This window comes from Treponema sp. R80B11-R83G3 (assembly GCF_054786115.1).
In genome coordinates this window covers 1-16,303 of the sequence record NZ_BDHF01000007.1, presented here as the reverse complement: position 1 = coordinate 16,303, position 16,303 = coordinate 1, and the positions used below count along the sequence as shown (strand labels likewise).

Here is a 16,303-nt window from a genome sequence, read left to right as displayed (position 1 = left end):
GTTATGAAAAATCAAACTGTAATAATTGACCAAGCTGCGGTTCCAATTGAAGGGGAACGCAATTTATTGGAACTCTGCCGGAAGGCGGGGATTGAACTGCCCACGTTCTGTTATCATTCGGAAATCAGCGTCTACGGCGCGTGCCGTATGTGCATGGTGGAAGTCGAAGGGAAGGGTATTCTTCCCGCCTGCTCCACCAAAGCGGAAGATGGTATGGTAATACACACCAACACGAATCAAATCAGAAATATTCGCAAAGTGATTATCGAACTTTTGCTTGCAAGCCACGATCAGAACTGCACTACCTGCCCAAAGAGCGGGGATTGCCGCCTTCAGGCAATTGCGAAACAATTGGACATATCCAATGTGCGTTTTAAAAAGATGGGGCGCGATGAGCCGAAAGATTTTTCATCGCTTGCAATATTGCGCGATCCAAGCAAGTGCATACTCTGCGGCGACTGCGTGAGGGTGTGCGAAGAAATTCAATCTGTAGGCGCGTTAGGTTTTTCGTACAGAGGGGCGAAGGCGCACGTTGGAACCTGTTTCAATAAGGGAATCGGCGAGATTGAGTGCGTGGGTTGCGGCCAATGCGTAAAGGTCTGTCCGGTCGGCGCTCTTACTCCCAAATATCAAATCAACGGCGTTTGGGACGCCCTTTACGACAAGAGCAAAACGGTAGTGGTGCAAATTGCTCCCGCCGTGCGCGTGGCTCTTGGCGAATACTTTGGCAAAGACCCCGGCACGCTCCATATCGGGCGGATCATCACAGCCCTTCGCAGAATGGGTTTTGATCGGGTTTATGACACTTGTTTCGGCGCGGACTTTACCGTAACTGAGGAAGGAAAAGAATTTTTGGAACGCAGAAAGAGCGGAGAAAATTTGCCGATGTTCACTTCGTGCTGTCCGGCGTGGGTTAAATTTGCAGAGCAGTACTATCCCGACTTTTTAAACAATTTATCAACCTGCCGCTCCCCGATGCAGATGTTCGGCTCACTGTGCAAAGAATATCTGTGTAAGGAATTAAACATTACCCGCGAAAATCTGGTGGTGGTGTCGGTAATGCCCTGTACGGCGAAAAAATTTGAAGCCAGCCGCGACGAGTTTAAAACAAACGGAAACCCGAATATTGATTTTGTCATTACCAGCAATGAACTTGCGCTGATGATGAAGGAAAATGGCGTTGAATTTGACCAAATGGAACTTGGCTCTTTTGACATGCCGTTTGGCTATTCAACGGGCGGCGCTGTTATTTTCGGCTCCTCAGGAGGCGTAAGCGAAGCGGTGCTTAGGTTTGCAGGTGAAGTACTGGAAAAAGGCTCAGCTAAAGAATTCAAACAATTACGCGGCGAAAACGGAATTAAAACTTCCGAGATTATTGTCGGAGGCCAGAAACTGCAGTTGGCGGTTGTCAGCGGCCTTGCGAACGCGAGAAACCTGATCGACAGAATCCGTAAAGGGGAAGTCAATTACGATTTAATCGAAGTCATGGCTTGCTCAGGCGGATGCGTCAACGGCGGCGGCCAGCCGATAACATCGGATAGGTTAGCTGTTATAAAACGCTCAAAGGGGCTTTTTGATAACGATAAAATGATGCAATTCCATGTTTCATCCGAGAACCCGTACTTGCAGCAAATTTACGCGGAAAGCCTGAATCACGAAAAAGCGCATGAGCTTTTGCATACAACGTTTGAAAACCGTAAGAGAATCACTCAAGAAGATATTATGCTTGGAGAGTCTTCCGGCAATAAAGAGCTTACTTTGGAAATCTGCTTTGGTACCAGTTGTTTCCTTCGCGGCGCGCAGGATCTTTATAAAGACATAATGAATTACATCAGGGATAACAAACTTGAAGACTTAATCGAGTTTAAGGCTACTTTCTGCGGGAAGCACTGCAAGAAGGGACCCGTTTTGAGCGTGAATGGAAAAATGCTGGAAAAATGCACTTTTGATAACGCAAAGGCTGAGATACAGACAGTACTGAAAAGGTAAGAGGCTGTTATGCAACAGCAGACAATTTTTACCATTACGGCAAACTGTCAGGATTGTTACCGCTGCGTGCGTGAATGTCCGGTAAAAGCCATCAGTATCAGCAGCGGACAGGCGCACGTTGAGGATGATCTGTGCATCAAATGCGGCACTTGCGTGCGGGAATGTCCCCAACACGCCAAGACCGTGCGCTCTGATTTAGAGGAGGCAAAGACGTTGCTTGCAGGCGGCAGAATCGCAGCCGCCAGCATTGCGCCGTCTTTTGCAGCCATGTTTCCCGGCCCTCTCAGCAGACGCCTTCCTTCCGCGTTACGCCAATTGGGTTTTAAATTTGTCAGTGAAACTGCCGAGGGCGCAAAATACATTACGGTTCAATCTTTCGCAAAGCCGCAGAAGGGAAGCATTTGCACCGCCTGCCCTGCCGTTGTCAATTTTATTGAAAAGTACCACTTTGAATATTTGGACGCTTTAATACCGGTAGTTTCCCCAATGATAGCCCACGGCAGAATGATTAAAGATAAGCACGAAGGTTGCGCCGTAATTTTTATCGGTCCCTGCGCTGCAAAAAAACAGGAGATTTTAAGGCCGGAAAATGTTGACGCGGTGGACGTTGTTTTAACTTTTAATGAACTTTCACAGTGGCTTTTATCTGAAAACATTCAACTGGAAAACTGTCCTGAAAGCAGTTTTGATCAATTTTATGAGACAGGAGACGCGAGGCTGTTCCCCATTCAGGGCGGGATGTTGAAAACCGGCAACATTCAAAATGACGGGACGCAGACGGACGTATTACACATAAGCGGGGCTGATGATATTTTAGAGTTGTTTTCCAACAATTCAGATTTTGACGGCAAACTGATTGAGCCGCTGTTTTGCAAAGGCGGCTGTGTCGGGGGGCCATGTTTTGGAAACGAAGAGTCCGAGGCTTACGCTCATAATCTGTTTACAAGGCGGGAAAGCGTAATTCGTTACGCGCAGGCGGCGGCTTTAAATAACAAGGCGTTCCCTGAGCAAAAGATTTCTCATCAGACAAATTTTGTTTTGGACGAACAAAAACAGCAAGAGGTAACGGAAAATCAAATCCATAAAATATTTGAACTCACTGGAAAAATAACTCCCGAACTGCAACTCAACTGCGGCGCGTGCGGTTATAACAGTTGTACTGAAAACGCAATCGCGGTAGTGCGTGGCATGGCGGAGCCTGAGATGTGCATTCCTTACATGCGCCGTCTTGCCCAACAGCGCACAGACAGAATTATTGACACAACGCCAAACGGTTGCGTGGTTTTAGACAGCGAGTTGTGCATAGTTAAGATGAATCCCGCTTTTCAAAGGATGTTTACGTGCAACAACGGCATTTTAGGAAGACGCATATCTTATCTTGTAAACGCGAGCGGTTTTGAAAGCTTACATTCCGGCGCTGTGGATAAATATGAATCAATACAGGTAAAATACGGGATCAAGTATCATGAAATTCTCTATGCGCTGAGGGAAGAAAAGCAGTATGTCGGAATTTATTCCGATATATCAAAACTCAAATTTGATTCCGGGCAGTTGGATACGATAAAATCGCAAACCTTAATGCACGCGAGGGAGTTTCTGGATCATCAAGTGCGGTTCGCGCAGGAGATGGCGCATTATCTTGGCAAAAGCACCGCGCAAAGCGAAGAAATAGCAAAGCGTCTGATCGGGCTGTATGAAGAAGACAGCGGTGAAACGGCATGAAATTCTTTGATGATTTTCTTTATCAAAAAAATAAAAAAAAACATGAAGTCTGCGGAGATTTCTGCCTTTATGAGCGGACGGCGATTGGTACGGTTTATGTGGTATGCGACGGAGTTGGTTCGGGGATTTACGCCAATATCTCGGCTATCACCTGCGCCAACCGTATTCTGGAACTGATTCGTAGGGGAATGTCCATCCGCATGACAAGTGAAACGGTCGCCGCGTCCATGCATCGCGCCCGTAAAGAAGACATCCCGTTTTCCGCCTTCTCGGCAGTTTTAATTTCACCCGACGGCCAATTTACCATTTATTCTTATGAGTCGCCAAACCCTATTTTAATGCAAAACAACCACGCGAAAGTTCTTACCCCGCGTTTTTACACTGCCGGCTTTGAAGTGATTGGAGAGTCTTCAGGCGTCCTTAATATTGGAGATTCCATTTTAATGTTTTCAGACGGAGTAAGCCAGGCCGGCCTAGGACACGGGCATGGAATGGGCATCGGCTCGGACGGAGTTTCATCTTACATCAACTTAAACTATAAGCCTTATGATAGTATTGCCAATCTTTCAAAACGCATTGTTGAGATGTGCAAAACCGTATCGGGCGGAAACCACGAGGATGACACTACCCTTGTACTGCTCAACTGCAGAGAAGCGAATGAGTTAACTCTGCTGACAGGGCCGCCTTCCAACCGGTCGATGAATCATAATTACGCGTTAAAGTTTATGGATATGCCGGGCAAGAAGATACTCAGCGGTTCCACGACTACGGATATTATTTCGGAGGAGTTAGGCTTAAAAGTAGAAACTACTATGAGTAAAACTTACGGGCAGCTTCCGGATTACCGCATTGAAGGAATTGATTTAGTAACAGAAGGCGCAATCACGTTGAATCAAGCCTATAATATTCTTGATGAGCCGGTGGAACGGCTGTCCACCAGCACCGCGGCTGAACGCATCTGCCTAATGCTGCACGCAGCGGACGTTATTTATTTAATGGTAGGAAATGCCGCAAACTCCGCGCACGAAGATCTGATCTTTAAGCAGACAGGCGTCCACCTCCGCAAGCACATAATCCAGAATATTGCCGCAAGCCTGAAAAAAATGGGCAAACTAGTGATAGAACAGTACTATTAAATTTTTCTTTTATTTTTTTTACCACGAACCAACACGAACAACGACAAGATATGGGACAAAAAGTTCGTGGTGTTCGTGTGGTTCGTGGTAGAATTTCTTTTTTCCCTTGACAATCAGTTCAAATTTTTATAAATTAAACCAAGTGTTTGGCATATCAGGAGGGTAAGACTATCTGCGGAATTATTGGTTATGTAGGGAAAGAAGACGCTGTTCCCGTTATTGTTGAGGGGCTTAAAAAACTTGAATACCGGGGATACGACTCATCCGGTATCGCTGTTTACGGGCAAAACGGCTTCGACGTGATAAAACAAAAGGGGCGCCTTACGGCGTTGGAAGCGAGGCTGGCGGAGCGTCCGCTTACGGGGCACTTGGGGATCGGCCACACGCGGTGGGCTACTCACGGGGAGCCGTCTGACATAAACTCCCACCCGCACTTGGGGAGTAAAAATAAAATTGCCGTTGTACATAATGGCATAATAGAAAATTACAAGCTTTTAAAAGAACGCCTTGAGCATTGGGGGGTAAATTTTGCATCGCAAACGGACAGCGAAGTAATCGCGCAGTTTGCGGAGCATTATTACAACGGAGATTTGCTGGATACTGTGATTCATACCGCAAACGCGGTGGAAGGCTCTTACGCGCTGGGGGTTATTTGCGTTGACGAGCCTGACGTTCTTATCGCCATAAAAAAAGACAACCCGCTTATTATCGGCGTGTCCGAACACGGTAATTTTATCGCCTCTGACGTGCCAGCCGTGTTGAAACATACGAACAAGATCTACTATCTTAACGATAAAGAAATTGCCGTTCTTCGGAAAGACAGCGTCAAATTTTTTAACATCGACAAAGAACCGCTTGAAAAAACTTTGGAGACGATAACGTGGAATCTTGACAGCGCGGAAAAAGGCGGCTATCCGCATTTCATGCTCAAAGAAATTATGGAACAGCCTAAAGTTTTGCGCGAAACGATAAAATCGGCGTTAAATAACTATAAGAGCGTAATTGACGCTCTTGACGTATCGCGCTTTACAAAGATCGTGATAACCGCCTGCGGTTCGGCGTACAACACGGGAGTTACCGCAAAATACGTGTTCGAGCGGCTGTGCAGATTTCAGTCGATTGAAGTTGAGCTTGCAAGCGAGTTCAGGTACAGGGACGCGGTAATTAACGAAAAAACTCTTGTCATTTTAATAAGCCAGTCAGGCGAAACCGCAGATACAATCGCGGCGCTGCGCGAGGCAAAAAACAAAGGCGCTTTTACGCTTTCAATAGTCAATGTGGTGGGCAGTACAATCGCGAAGGAAGCGGACATTTGCCTGTTCACTTCTGCAGGGCCGGAAATTGCCGTGGCGACGACAAAAGCTTTTTCCGCCCAGCTTGTGCTGTTGTATTTTTTAGCCGTATGGTTCGCCGTGAAACTGGGAAAAATACCGGAGGAAAAGGAGCGGGAACTGTTATCGCAAATTTCAGCCCTGCCGGAAAAGGTTGAGAACATACTTAAGCAGATCGATGCGATTCAAAAATACGCCGCCGGCTGCGTTGGCTGTAAGAGCATCTTTTTTATCGGCAGAAATATTGATTACGCGATTACGCTGGAAGGTTCTCTCAAGCTGAAAGAAATTTCCTACATTCACTCCGAGGCTTACGCCGGCGGCGAATTGAAGCACGGAACTATTTCCTTAATTGAGGAAGATACGCTTGTTGTCGCTATCTCAAACTGCGCCTCGCTCTACGGAAAAATTATGAGCAATGTGGAACAGGTTATCAGCCGGGGCGCGAAGGTACTGCTCATCGGCAACTGCCCTGCAGTTGAATCTGCCGAAAAAATCTTTCATATCGCTCTGCCGGAAAGTCAGGATTTATTTTCCCCGTCTTTGTCGGTTATTGTTTTGCAGCTTTTCGCCTATTATGTCGCCGCGAATAAGGGACTGGATATTGACAAGCCGAGAAACCTCGCAAAAAGCGTTACCGTTGAATAAGGGTGGTATTCTACAAAAATCGTTAATTCTATATTATTAATGTATGGATAGCGCATTAATAGTTTCAGACATAGAAAAAGACACCGGCTTTTTTACTGTGATGTTAAGCGCGGCTTCCTGCCGTCAAATTATCTGCCAAAAGTCAGTTGAAAGCGCCCGCAAGCTTTTGCAAAAACAGAACTTTGATTTGGTGATTGTCAATTCTCCGCTTCCTGATGAATCAGGCGAAGGTTTTTCGCGCTCTGTAGCCTCTAAAGGCGTATCGCAGGTTGTCCTCATTGTAAAAAACGAATCCTTCAATTCCGTCTCCGCCGCCTGTGAGGAAGACGGAGTTTTAACAATTTCAAAACCTGTTGACAAGGCGGTTTTTTGGTCGGCGTTGTCGATTGTAAAATCGGTTCAGGGCAGGATAAAGAAGATGCAGGCGGAAAACGCGCAGTTGAAGCAAAAGATTGAGGATATACGCGTTATTGACCGCGCAAAATTCATTTTAATTTCATATATGAAAATGAGCGAGCAGGAGTCTCACAGGTATATTGAAAAACAGGCGATGGATATGCGATCATCAAGAAGGAGCGTAGCGGAGGGGATTTTAAAAAGGTATGAAAATTTTTAGGAAACTGAATGAGGAGTGCGCAGTCTTTGGAGCCAGTTTAACAGACGATGAAGCGGCGGGCATTACTTACAACGGCTTGCTTGCGCTTCAACACCGGGGGCAAGAGGGAGCCGGCATTGCCGTCTCCAACAATCGAAGTATCCTATGTCATAAAGACATAGGTTTGGTCAACGAAGTATTTTCCGGCGAAGAACTGAAAAAATTGCCAAAGGGCGGCGTGGCAGTCGGCCATACGCGTTATTCGACAACAGGACACAATACAAAGGAAAACGTAGGGCCTTTTGTTACGGAATATCTGACGGGCAGAATCGCGACCGCCCATAACGGAAATATTACAAACGCTTCTGAAATGCGCAAAGAACTGGCAAGCCTAGGCGTCCATTTTGGCGCGACCAGCGACAGTGAAGTTGTCTCTTCGTTAATCGCATATTATATTACAGAAAATAAAAGCTCATTTGAAGGAGTCACCAAAGCCGCAGGGCTTCTAAAGGGGGCGTTTTCGCTCGTCATAGCGACAAGCAAAAACAAGCTGATAGCAGTCCGCGATACAAACGGCTTCCGTCCCCTTTGCATTGGTGAAAGCAAAATTGGCTGCGTTGTCGCTTCCGAGACCTGCGCTCTTGACGCATGCGGTTTTGAATTTGTCCGCGATGTTCTGCCCGGAGAAGTCGTAATAATTGAAAATGGGAAGATAACGCATCATGGCGTAAAACTTGAAGAAAAAGAAAATAATCACGGGCTTTGCATTTTTGAGTATGTGTATTTCGCGCGCCCTGATTCCGTGATTGACGGATTAAGCGTTTATAACGCGCGGTACAACATGGGATTTGAACTGGCGAAGGAGTATCCCGTACAAGCCGACGTTGTTTGCGGCGTTCCCGACTCCGGCCTTGATGCGGCTTACGGCTACAGCGCCGCAAGCGATATTCCGCTGATTACGGGTTTTGTAAAAAACAGATACATTGGCCGGAGTTTTATTTACCCCACTCAGACGCAGCGCGACAGCGCGGTCAGGCTAAAACTTAATCCGCTTTCGGCGGGTATCCGAGGAAAAAGAATCGTCCTTGTTGATGATTCCATTGTGCGCGGCACAACTAGCGAAAAAATTGTAAAGAGCCTTAAAAACGCGGGAGCGAAGGAAGTGCACATGAGGATTTCTTCGCCCCCTTTCAAATATTCCTGCCACTACGGAACGGACATAGACAGCGAAGAAAACCTGATTGCAAATAAAATGAGTTTGGACGAAATCTGCCATAAAATCGGCGCGGACAGTTTGGGATACATCAATATTGACGGTTTAAAAAAAGCCTGCGGAGGCTGCGCTCTTGATTTTTGCACTGCTTGTTTTTCCGGGAATGGGAATGAGAAACGCGCGAAAAAGAATGTGTTTGAGTAGTCAGCCGAAAGAGTTCACACGGCGTGTTTTCCCATTAGTTTCCACTAACCACTTTTTCCTGATACAATGTTTTTACCTTTTCAGGATCAAGCTGGGTAGCCGATATAACTATTTCAATAGGAAGCCCCAGTTTAACCATGTTTTGCGCAATACTAAACGATTTTCGTTCTTCCAATGAGCTTTTCAAGCCCGTTTCTTCAAGCACCTGATGAAACGTATTTTTCATTTTTTTTATTACCTCCTTCATCGCCTTTTTATTTGCTCCGGATATTACATAAAAATACGCGCCTAACCGCGCCGCTTTTCCTTGCCGTTCTATTTCATCGCTTACCCGCGAAAACTCCTCATACCCCAGTTTGTCGCTCAGACTTTTTAGCCACAGGTTTTCTTCAGCAGAAAGTTTACTGCTGTCAATTACCTGTATAGGCAATATGTTCCCGCTTACAGTATATATCCCGAAACTAGTTTTCGCAACATTATAACCACGCTCATATTTTAAATGCTTCAACAGTTTTTTAGGGTAACGGCTTTCTACAAAAGAAACCGTCAAACTGGTTATGGGCACTTTGTTAAACGAAGCGTAAAGGCAGGCATAACCGTAGACCTTGTAGAAATCGGCTACAGACACATAATCCTCCGGGCTTTTGTATTCCATAAGATTCCACTCCTTGAATATGACGGCGATGTTCTTTTTAATAACCGCCTCTTTCGTTTTTTTTATGACAACACAGTCTATCCGCAAAGGTTCGGAAGTGAGCTGGTATTCGGGATGAAATTCCAGAACGTCCTGATACTCCTGAAGCTCCATTTGCAAGGCCTCCACAAAAGCGGGGTGCCATGAGATGCGTACTGATTCTGAATCCATGTTTTCTTCCATGTTCATTTTCTTTTTTACCGTTGGCATAGTTTACTCCCGAAAACAAGGTTTTATATCAAAAGTTGATATACCCTATATGGGTGCGAGAGTGCCATTTTGCTTGACTGTTTTTAAAAAATTTTTCGAAAAATTTTCACACTGGGAGTGGGGAGTAGGGAACTATGCTTGAGCTTCACGCGCAGATAACGAACAACAACACTGCTCATTGCTCATTGCTCATTGCTCATTGTTCATTGTTCATTGTTCACTGCTCACTGCTAATTGCTCACTGCTCATAATATTTCTTTTATTTTCTCTGTGGAGAGTCCTGTGATTTCATGCACAAATTCAAGCGTTGAACCTTTTGAAAGCAAATTTTTTGCGATAATTAATTTTTCTTTTTCCATGCCTTTTTCCATGCCTTTTTCTATGCCAATTTCTTCGCCTTCTTCAAGCGCTTCTTCTCTGACAACTCTCATTTCCACTTCAGGGTCATATTCACCGTACAACATATTCAATACCTCCGAACCATGCCTCTTCAAAAAATCCTTTAGAATGTTGTTCTTTATACAATAGTTTATAGCAGATCTGAACGATTTATCAAGTAATTTTTTTTTGTCATCCTTTTCTGGATACATCCGCTGATACTCCTTCTGATACTCCCGTATTTTGTCTATGAACCGGCTGTAATTGTCAAGCGTTCTGCTCTTGCCCAATATATCCTGATTGCGCCCCTTGTTGATATTGTAAACCTGCACAACAAGTTCCAACGGCGAATCAATTTTCATCTTGTCAGTTTTCATAAAAGCGTCTGAAAGCTTTAGCTCTTTGTAGTCGGGATACGGGTCTGCGCCGTTGTACAGAACGATAAACTCCGGTTTTGGGATTTTTTCGAGCCGCCTTTTGAACTTGTCTTCGGGATTTGTTATCACTTCATACAATTTTTCAACGTACATCAGGCACCTGAGCGGCATGTTTTCGTTGATGGTTGACTGGTGTTCAATCAATACGATAAGACGGTTGTCGATTAAAAACGAAATGTCGTTTCTCTGCCTCCTAAAAAGTACGTCTGAAAGCGTGTTAATGTCGATGGGCACGTCCGGCGGAAGGGTGACTCCCTTTATCGCGGAATACAGTTCCCTCAATAGGGCAGGGTTGCTGAAAAGGAAAGTAAAAACAGTGTCCTTGTGTTTTTCGTTGGCATTTTCCATAAATGTCCTCCATAGTGGTTTTTTCCCGCCTGACCACTTGCAAGTGATCAGGCACCTATATATGGCGTGGACTCGCGGTTTTGCTTGACTGTTTTTAAAAATTTTTTGGAAAATTTCCACACTGGGAGTGGGGAGTAGGGAGTGGGGTTTTTGTCCGAGGGCTATGCGTAAACTTCACGCACAGATAACGAACAACAACACTGCTCACTGCTAATTGTTCATTGCTAATTGCTCATTGTTAATTAAATCTGCGCGATAATTTCCTCAGAGAGCCCAGTAACAGCTTGTATTTGTTCCGTTAAAAAGCCCATTGTTTTCATTTTTTGTGCATTTTCGAGATTTGCTTCCTTGCGGCCTTCACGTTTGGCGCATACCATTCCACTTTGATAGTCAAGTTCGCTTTTTAACAGTGTAGTCATACGAGCGTATTCTATCTCATCTTGCGTTATTTTCGATAACGTTTCTGTCGCCATAGCTATACCTTCCTCTCGATTAATTATATCAATAATTTTAGCTCGTTTCCCCTCGTCTGTCAAATATTGAAAATACACCGCCCATAATTCCGCAGTTGTCATATCTTCAATGGGTTTGTCGGCTATCGGTTTAGTCTTTATCAGTTCGACAGTGATTATTCTTGTTTTTCCGCCAAGCGGGACGCTGATTTTAGGATCATAGTAAAGAAAATTGTGTATTAGTTCTTCGTCCGGAAAAAATTGATGTTTTGCCAGAATAGCAATTTGATACGTCTCTTTTAAATCGCTATAATTTTTTTCTTCCCCGTGAATGTCTTGTCCGATAAATAACTTTGCCTCATAGTACTCAAGTCGAACAAGTTCATCCGCATTAGGATTAAACGACATTTCGACGTTGACAGGCTCGCTTTTCTCCGTTCTGCAAGCGACATCGAAGCGCAGATACCGCTGCCGCAAATCGTCAACAGGCGGCTCATTGGCGATAATTGTCTCCACCTTGACAACGCGCCCGATAAGCGCAGAAATCAGTGCTGATAGCGCTCCTCTTGACGCTGACGTGTCTTTAGTGAATACGGCTTTGAACACCTGGTCATAGCGGATGTCCAAGATACGCTCCCCGTCCCTGAAAGGGAAAGGGCCCCACTCGTACTGAGCGGGATTTTGATTGTTTGCTTCCATAATCAACTCCATAAATAGTTTTTTCCCGAACCTTCAAAAAGAAGGTTCCCTATATATGGCGCGGACTCGCGGTTTTGCTTGACTGTTTTTAAAAATTTTTTGGAAAATTTTCACACTGGGAGTGGGGAGTAGGGAGTGGGGTTTTTGTCCGAGGGCTATGCGTAAACTTCACGCGCAGATAACGAACAACAACATTGCTAATTTCTAATTGTTAATTGCTCACTGCTAATTGCTCATTGCTAATTGCTAATTGCTAATTGTTTCTTTCGCTATGTGAGTTTTTCTTTCTTTATTTGACATTAAAGTCTTTTTTGTCAATTTTGAATAAGAAATACTACATTTTTTTGTTGGTCATTTATTGAAAATATATTTTTATTGTGTTATATTGATGTTTAAGAAGGGAACAAATTTTCCTTTTCTTAAAAAACGCCGTTTTTCGGCATTTAAAATCTTGCCCGTATGGGCGGAAAATATAATAGCTTTGGAGGCTTATTATGAAGAACTTTATAAAATTATTTGTGGTAATCGTGGCGATGACATTCCTATTTATCTCATGCGAAAAAGGCGGCTCTATTGAGGTAACCAACAATGCTGATGGTCCTCTTGGTGCTAGTAACTATGTTATCATTGTCAAAGGAGTAGATATTGCAAAAGCAACTACTGATCTTCTAGCAGGTAAAGGAACACCAATGACTAAAGGACAAACAAAAACATTTGATTTTGATGAAGACGGACTTTATACGGTTGTCGCTTTATTTCCGTCCCCACTTTTTTCTGCACCAGTTACCGTGATATTTGGGCAAACTCAAAAGGTAAAAATTGAATAAAAACCTGTTAGGAATAACAGAATTGGGTTTTTAATTAGGGAAAATACGGGTTAATACGGAATATGCAGTTAATGGTACAACGAAAAGGAGGTGCGCCTGAAGCTGTGAGATTATTCTCAATTCCGTGTTAACCCGGTTTTTAGTAAGTTTTTAAAAGTAAGAAAACGCCGATATTTTCGGCTTTTCATAGGCTGTCCGTATGGATAGTCAATCTAAGTGATTGACCGCCAAAAGAAGGAGGTGGCATCACAAAAGGAGTTTTTCAAATGAAAAACACATACAAATTACTAACCATTATCGCCATAGTAGCGATGATAGCACTTTCAATGACTGCTTGTGCATTAGAAGATGAAGGTAGTGACGGCATACCAAAATCTCTTGTGATTTCTGGTATTCCAACAACTTATGCCGGTAAGGTCGTAGTAGGTATTGCTGATGTTTCCAAAAAAGGAAAAGCAAACCTTAAAGCCTATAGTGAGGTAAATGTTTCCACAACTGTTAATATACCATTGATATCAGCTATAAAAGATGGTGAGCCATACACTGGTACAGGTAGTTCTTTTATTATACTAATATTTAATATGAATACACCAAATGATGATACTGATGATGTCAATTTTGCTTATTCAGGAGGCACTACTCAATCTATTAAATTTAATATTCAAGATCCAATATCAAATTTTACGTTTAATCAATTCATACAAATAAGCAACGATTAATGAGGTATTCATTCTCCATGCCTGTAATCCAGCGCATGGAGATTTTTTTTGTCCGCAATCTTATCGTGAAGGTCACGCATAGATAACGAACAACAACATTGCTCACTGCTAATTGCTCATTGCTCACTGCTAATTGCTCATTTCTCACTGCTAACTGCTAATTACTCCCCACTCCCTCTCTTCGTGATCTTTGTACCTTCGTGTTCTTCGTGTGAAATTCTTGCGTATTAAAATCCACACGAACAAGAGGGATTAGCGTTAGCTTTAACTACGTGTAAAGCGTAATCGTTAGCTCTCTCATTTTGTTTGACCGAAAAAACAATTCATCATTTACTTTTTAATTTTTTGCCATTGACATTGGTGGTATTTTGTGGTATATTATCTAAAAAGGCTAGAAGAGGAGCGTCTTGGACGTTAGCTCCGGGGAACATTTTTGTAGCATCGGGGCGCCTCTGTGCCTTGTTTTTTCTCATAGCGTCAAAAATCATTAAATAATCTTTAGATTTATGAACCTCTGTAAGAATTTTAATATTTCCATCAATATCTTTTTTAAATACTAAAACATCACAATCTTGATGTTTTGAATTTGATAGTGATATATCCGATGTTGTATTAATAATATCTACAGCATAAAGTAAATCATCATGTTCAAGATTATGTTTTCTTTGGTGAGCATGAATTATTCCGTTGTTATCAATGCCAATACTTGACATGCTTTTTCCATATATTTTATCAATGCGTAATTTTGCATCTTCTGTTATTTCTCCTATTTTTACTTTTCTGTTTATTCCCTCTCTATTCTCAAGAGATTGATTAATAAAATTTTGGAATTCTTCTCGTGTTTGAATTGAAGGTATTTTATTCCACTTTTTGAGATGCTTATTTTTAACCTGCCGTTCTTTTTCTTCCATTACTCTAAACCAGATAGTTTTTTCAAAACCTTCATAAAAAGGTTTAAAAATTACATACCTATATATGAGTTGGACTTGCCGTTTTGCTTGACTGTTTTTAAAAATTTTTCGAAAAAATTTCTCACTAAGAACACTAAGGAAGAGAAGATCACAAAGGGGGAGCGGGGATTTTTGTCCGCAATCTTATCGTGAAGCCCACGCGCAAATAACGAACAACAACATTGCTCACTGCTAATTGCTAATTGCTCACTGCTAACTGCTAACTGCTAATTGCTCCCCACTCCCTCTCTTAGTCACGCATAGATAACGAACAACAACATTGATAATTGCTCATTGCTCATTGCTAATTGTTAATTGCTAATCTCAGAATAGCGCTTCATTAAGAATTCTTTTTTTCTCTTGAAGCCGCTTTTTAATTTCCTCTTTAGTCAAATCTTGATCTAGCAATTCAATGAAATACTCTTCGGCTTCATCTCGAGTTTCTTCTCTGACAACTCTCATTTCTACTTCCGGGTCATATTCACTGTACAACATATTTAATACCTCCGAACCGTGCTTTCTTAAAAAATCCTTTAAAATATTGTTCTTTATACAATAGTTTATAGCAGATCTGAACGCTTTATCAAGTAATTTTTTCTTATCGGGATACTTCCATTGATACTCCTTCTGATACTCGCGTATCTTGTCTATAAATTGACTGTAATTTTCAAGAGTCCTGCTTTTGCCCAATATCCCCTGATTGCGCCCTTTGTTGATGTTGTAAACCTGTACTACAAGCTCCAGAGGCGAATCAATCTTTATTGTGTCAGTTTTCATAAAAGCGTCTGAAAGCTTTAACTCTTTGTAATCTGGATACGGGTCTGCGCCGTTGTACAGAACGATAAACTCCGGTTTTGGGATTTTTTCGAGCCTCCTTTTAAACTTGTCTTCGGTGTCTGTTATTACTTCATACAGTTTTTCAACGTACATCAGGCACCTTAGCGGCATATTATCGTTGATAGTTGACTGGTGTTCAATCAGAACAATGAGCCGGTTGTCGATTAAAAACGAAATGTCGTTTCTCTGCCTCCTAAAAAGTACGTCTTGAAGCGTGTTAATGTCGATAGGCACGTCCGGCGGAAGGGTGACTCCCTTTATAGCGGAATACAGTTCCCTCAATAGGGCAGGATTGCTGAAAAGAAAAGTAAAAACGGTGTCCTTGTGTTTTTCGTTGGCATTTTCCATAAATGTCCTCCATAAAAAGATTTGTAGCTGACCGCCGCAAGACGGTTTTTAAAAACTACATACCCTATATGGGTGCGGACTCTGCATTTTGCTTGACTGTTTTTAGAAATTTTTCGAAAAAATTTTCACACTGGGAGTGGGGAGTAGGGAGTAGGGAGTAGGGAGTGGGGTTTTTGTCCGAGGGCTATGCGTAAACTTCACGCGCAGATAACGAACAACAACATTGCTAATTTCTAATTGCTCACTGCTCATTGCTCATTGTTAATTGCTCACTACTAATTAAATCTGCCCGATAATTTCCTCAGAGAGCCCAGTATACTTACTGATCAGCGACACAGACATATTATCAGCCTTCATTTTTTTGGCGCTTTCGAGATTTGCATTGTTCTGGCCTTCACGTTTGGCGCATACCATTCCGTTTTGATAGTCTAGTTCAGCCTTTAACTCACCCATCTTGCGTATGTATTCTATCTCGTTCTGCGTGAAGCCTGTCATGGTTTTTACTGCCATCGCTATGCCCTCCTCTCGGTTGGTTATATCAATTATTTTAGCCCTTTTTTCATCGT

Annotated in this window: 13 protein-coding genes and 1 pseudogene; 8 read left to right on the top strand and 6 right to left on the bottom strand. The window is 43.0% G+C overall.

What is annotated here, in order from left to right; all coding sequences use genetic code 11:
- Window positions 1-3: 3 nt before the first annotated feature.
- The 6 genes from ACYVRH_RS01940 (at window position 4) to purF (ending at window position 8,838) form a co-directional block, all read left to right on the top strand.
- Complete coding sequence (locus ACYVRH_RS01940) at window positions 4-1,989, top strand: [FeFe] hydrogenase, group A (protein ID WP_461255244.1); 1,986 nt, start codon at window positions 4-6, stop codon at window positions 1,987-1,989.
- Window positions 1,990-1,998: 9 nt separating this feature from the next.
- A complete protein-coding gene (locus ACYVRH_RS01935; protein WP_461255243.1) occupies window positions 1,999-3,711 on the top strand; it encodes a [Fe-Fe] hydrogenase large subunit C-terminal domain-containing protein in 1,713 nt (570 codons plus the stop codon).
- Window positions 3,708-4,847, top strand: coding sequence for a SpoIIE family protein phosphatase (locus tag ACYVRH_RS01930; RefSeq protein ID WP_461255242.1), 1,140 nt, complete (start codon window positions 3,708-3,710; stop codon window positions 4,845-4,847). The genes ACYVRH_RS01935 and ACYVRH_RS01930 overlap by 4 nt, the downstream gene beginning before the upstream one ends.
- A gap of 170 nt (window positions 4,848-5,017) precedes the next feature.
- Window positions 5,018-6,826 carry a glutamine--fructose-6-phosphate transaminase (isomerizing) gene (gene glmS, locus ACYVRH_RS01925; protein ID WP_461255269.1) on the top strand — a complete coding sequence of 603 codons (1,809 nt, stop codon included), beginning with the start codon at window positions 5,018-5,020 and terminating at the stop codon, window positions 6,824-6,826.
- A 43-nt stretch (window positions 6,827-6,869) separates the two neighbouring features.
- Complete coding sequence (locus ACYVRH_RS01920) at window positions 6,870-7,442, top strand: ANTAR domain-containing response regulator (RefSeq protein WP_461255241.1); 573 nt, start codon at window positions 6,870-6,872, stop codon at window positions 7,440-7,442.
- The gene (purF, locus tag ACYVRH_RS01915) at window positions 7,429-8,838 is read left to right on the top strand and encodes an amidophosphoribosyltransferase (protein WP_461255240.1); all 1,410 of its coding nucleotides are present in this window, start codon (window positions 7,429-7,431) and stop codon (window positions 8,836-8,838) included. The genes ACYVRH_RS01920 and purF overlap by 14 nt, the downstream gene beginning before the upstream one ends.
- A 34-nt stretch (window positions 8,839-8,872) precedes the next feature.
- On the opposite strand, the gene ACYVRH_RS01910 is transcribed toward purF, so the two are convergent.
- The 3 genes from ACYVRH_RS01910 to ACYVRH_RS01900 form a co-directional block, all read right to left on the bottom strand.
- Window positions 8,873-9,742 carry a hypothetical protein gene (locus ACYVRH_RS01910; protein ID WP_461255239.1) on the bottom strand — a complete coding sequence of 290 codons (870 nt, stop codon included), beginning with the start codon at window positions 9,740-9,742 and terminating at the stop codon, window positions 8,873-8,875.
- A 245-nt stretch (window positions 9,743-9,987) separates the two neighbouring features.
- Window positions 9,988-10,905: an RpnC/YadD family protein gene (locus tag ACYVRH_RS01905; protein WP_461255238.1), complete on the bottom strand. Its 918-nt coding sequence runs from the start codon at window positions 10,903-10,905 to the stop codon at window positions 9,988-9,990.
- A 242-nt stretch (window positions 10,906-11,147) separates the two neighbouring features.
- Window positions 11,148-12,056 (bottom strand): Rpn family recombination-promoting nuclease/putative transposase, encoded by a 909-nt coding sequence (locus ACYVRH_RS01900; RefSeq protein ID WP_461255237.1) that lies wholly within the window; start codon window positions 12,054-12,056, stop codon window positions 11,148-11,150.
- 494 nt (window positions 12,057-12,550) lie between these two features.
- Between ACYVRH_RS01900 and ACYVRH_RS01895 the strand changes: the two genes are divergently transcribed.
- Both ACYVRH_RS01895 and ACYVRH_RS01890 read left to right on the top strand, forming a co-directional pair.
- A complete protein-coding gene (locus ACYVRH_RS01895; protein ID WP_461255236.1) occupies window positions 12,551-12,883 on the top strand; it encodes a hypothetical protein in 333 nt (110 codons plus the stop codon).
- A 266-nt stretch (window positions 12,884-13,149) separates the two neighbouring features.
- On the top strand, window positions 13,150-13,602 hold the full coding sequence (locus ACYVRH_RS01890) for a hypothetical protein (RefSeq protein ID WP_461255235.1): 453 nt from the start codon (window positions 13,150-13,152) through the stop codon (window positions 13,600-13,602).
- A 326-nt stretch (window positions 13,603-13,928) separates the two neighbouring features.
- Here ACYVRH_RS01890 and ACYVRH_RS01885 read toward each other — a convergent pair whose 3' ends face one another.
- The 3 genes and pseudogenes from ACYVRH_RS01885 to ACYVRH_RS01875 form a co-directional block, all read right to left on the bottom strand.
- Complete coding sequence (locus tag ACYVRH_RS01885; protein ID WP_461255234.1) at window positions 13,929-14,513, bottom strand: hypothetical protein; 585 nt, start codon at window positions 14,511-14,513, stop codon at window positions 13,929-13,931.
- Between the two features lie 363 nt (window positions 14,514-14,876).
- On the bottom strand, window positions 14,877-15,737 hold the full coding sequence (locus tag ACYVRH_RS01880; RefSeq protein WP_461255233.1) for an Rpn family recombination-promoting nuclease/putative transposase: 861 nt from the start codon (window positions 15,735-15,737) through the stop codon (window positions 14,877-14,879).
- A gap of 279 nt (window positions 15,738-16,016) precedes the next feature.
- Window positions 16,017-16,303 (bottom strand): annotated as a pseudogene (locus ACYVRH_RS01875) (hypothetical protein); the annotation flags it as partial.

Excerpts from the sequence above, each read along its gene's own strand:
- ACYVRH_RS01940 (WP_461255244.1), top strand. The coding sequence starts at position 4 with ATGAAAAATCAAACTGTAATAATTGACCAAGCTGCGGTTCCAATTGAA.
- ACYVRH_RS01895 (WP_461255236.1), top strand. The coding sequence starts at position 12,551 with ATGAAGAACTTTATAAAATTATTTGTGGTAATCGTGGCGATGACATTC.
- ACYVRH_RS01910 (WP_461255239.1), bottom strand. The coding sequence starts at position 9,742 with ATGCCAACGGTAAAAAAGAAAATGAACATGGAAGAAAACATGGATTCA.
- ACYVRH_RS01935 (WP_461255243.1), top strand. The coding sequence starts at position 1,999 with ATGCAACAGCAGACAATTTTTACCATTACGGCAAACTGTCAGGATTGT.
- ACYVRH_RS01900 (WP_461255237.1), bottom strand. The coding sequence starts at position 12,056 with ATGGAAGCAAACAATCAAAATCCCGCTCAGTACGAGTGGGGCCCTTTC.
- ACYVRH_RS01930 (WP_461255242.1), top strand. The coding sequence starts at position 3,708 with ATGAAATTCTTTGATGATTTTCTTTATCAAAAAAATAAAAAAAAACAT.
- purF (WP_461255240.1), top strand. The coding sequence starts at position 7,429 with ATGAAAATTTTTAGGAAACTGAATGAGGAGTGCGCAGTCTTTGGAGCC.
- ACYVRH_RS01880 (WP_461255233.1), bottom strand. The coding sequence starts at position 15,737 with ATGGAAAATGCCAACGAAAAACACAAGGACACCGTTTTTACTTTTCTT.
- ACYVRH_RS01885 (WP_461255234.1), bottom strand. The coding sequence starts at position 14,513 with ATGGAAGAAAAAGAACGGCAGGTTAAAAATAAGCATCTCAAAAAGTGG.
- ACYVRH_RS01890 (WP_461255235.1), top strand. The coding sequence starts at position 13,150 with ATGAAAAACACATACAAATTACTAACCATTATCGCCATAGTAGCGATG.
- ACYVRH_RS01920 (WP_461255241.1), top strand. The coding sequence starts at position 6,870 with ATGGATAGCGCATTAATAGTTTCAGACATAGAAAAAGACACCGGCTTT.
- ACYVRH_RS01905 (WP_461255238.1), bottom strand. The coding sequence starts at position 10,905 with ATGGAAAATGCCAACGAAAAACACAAGGACACTGTTTTTACTTTCCTT.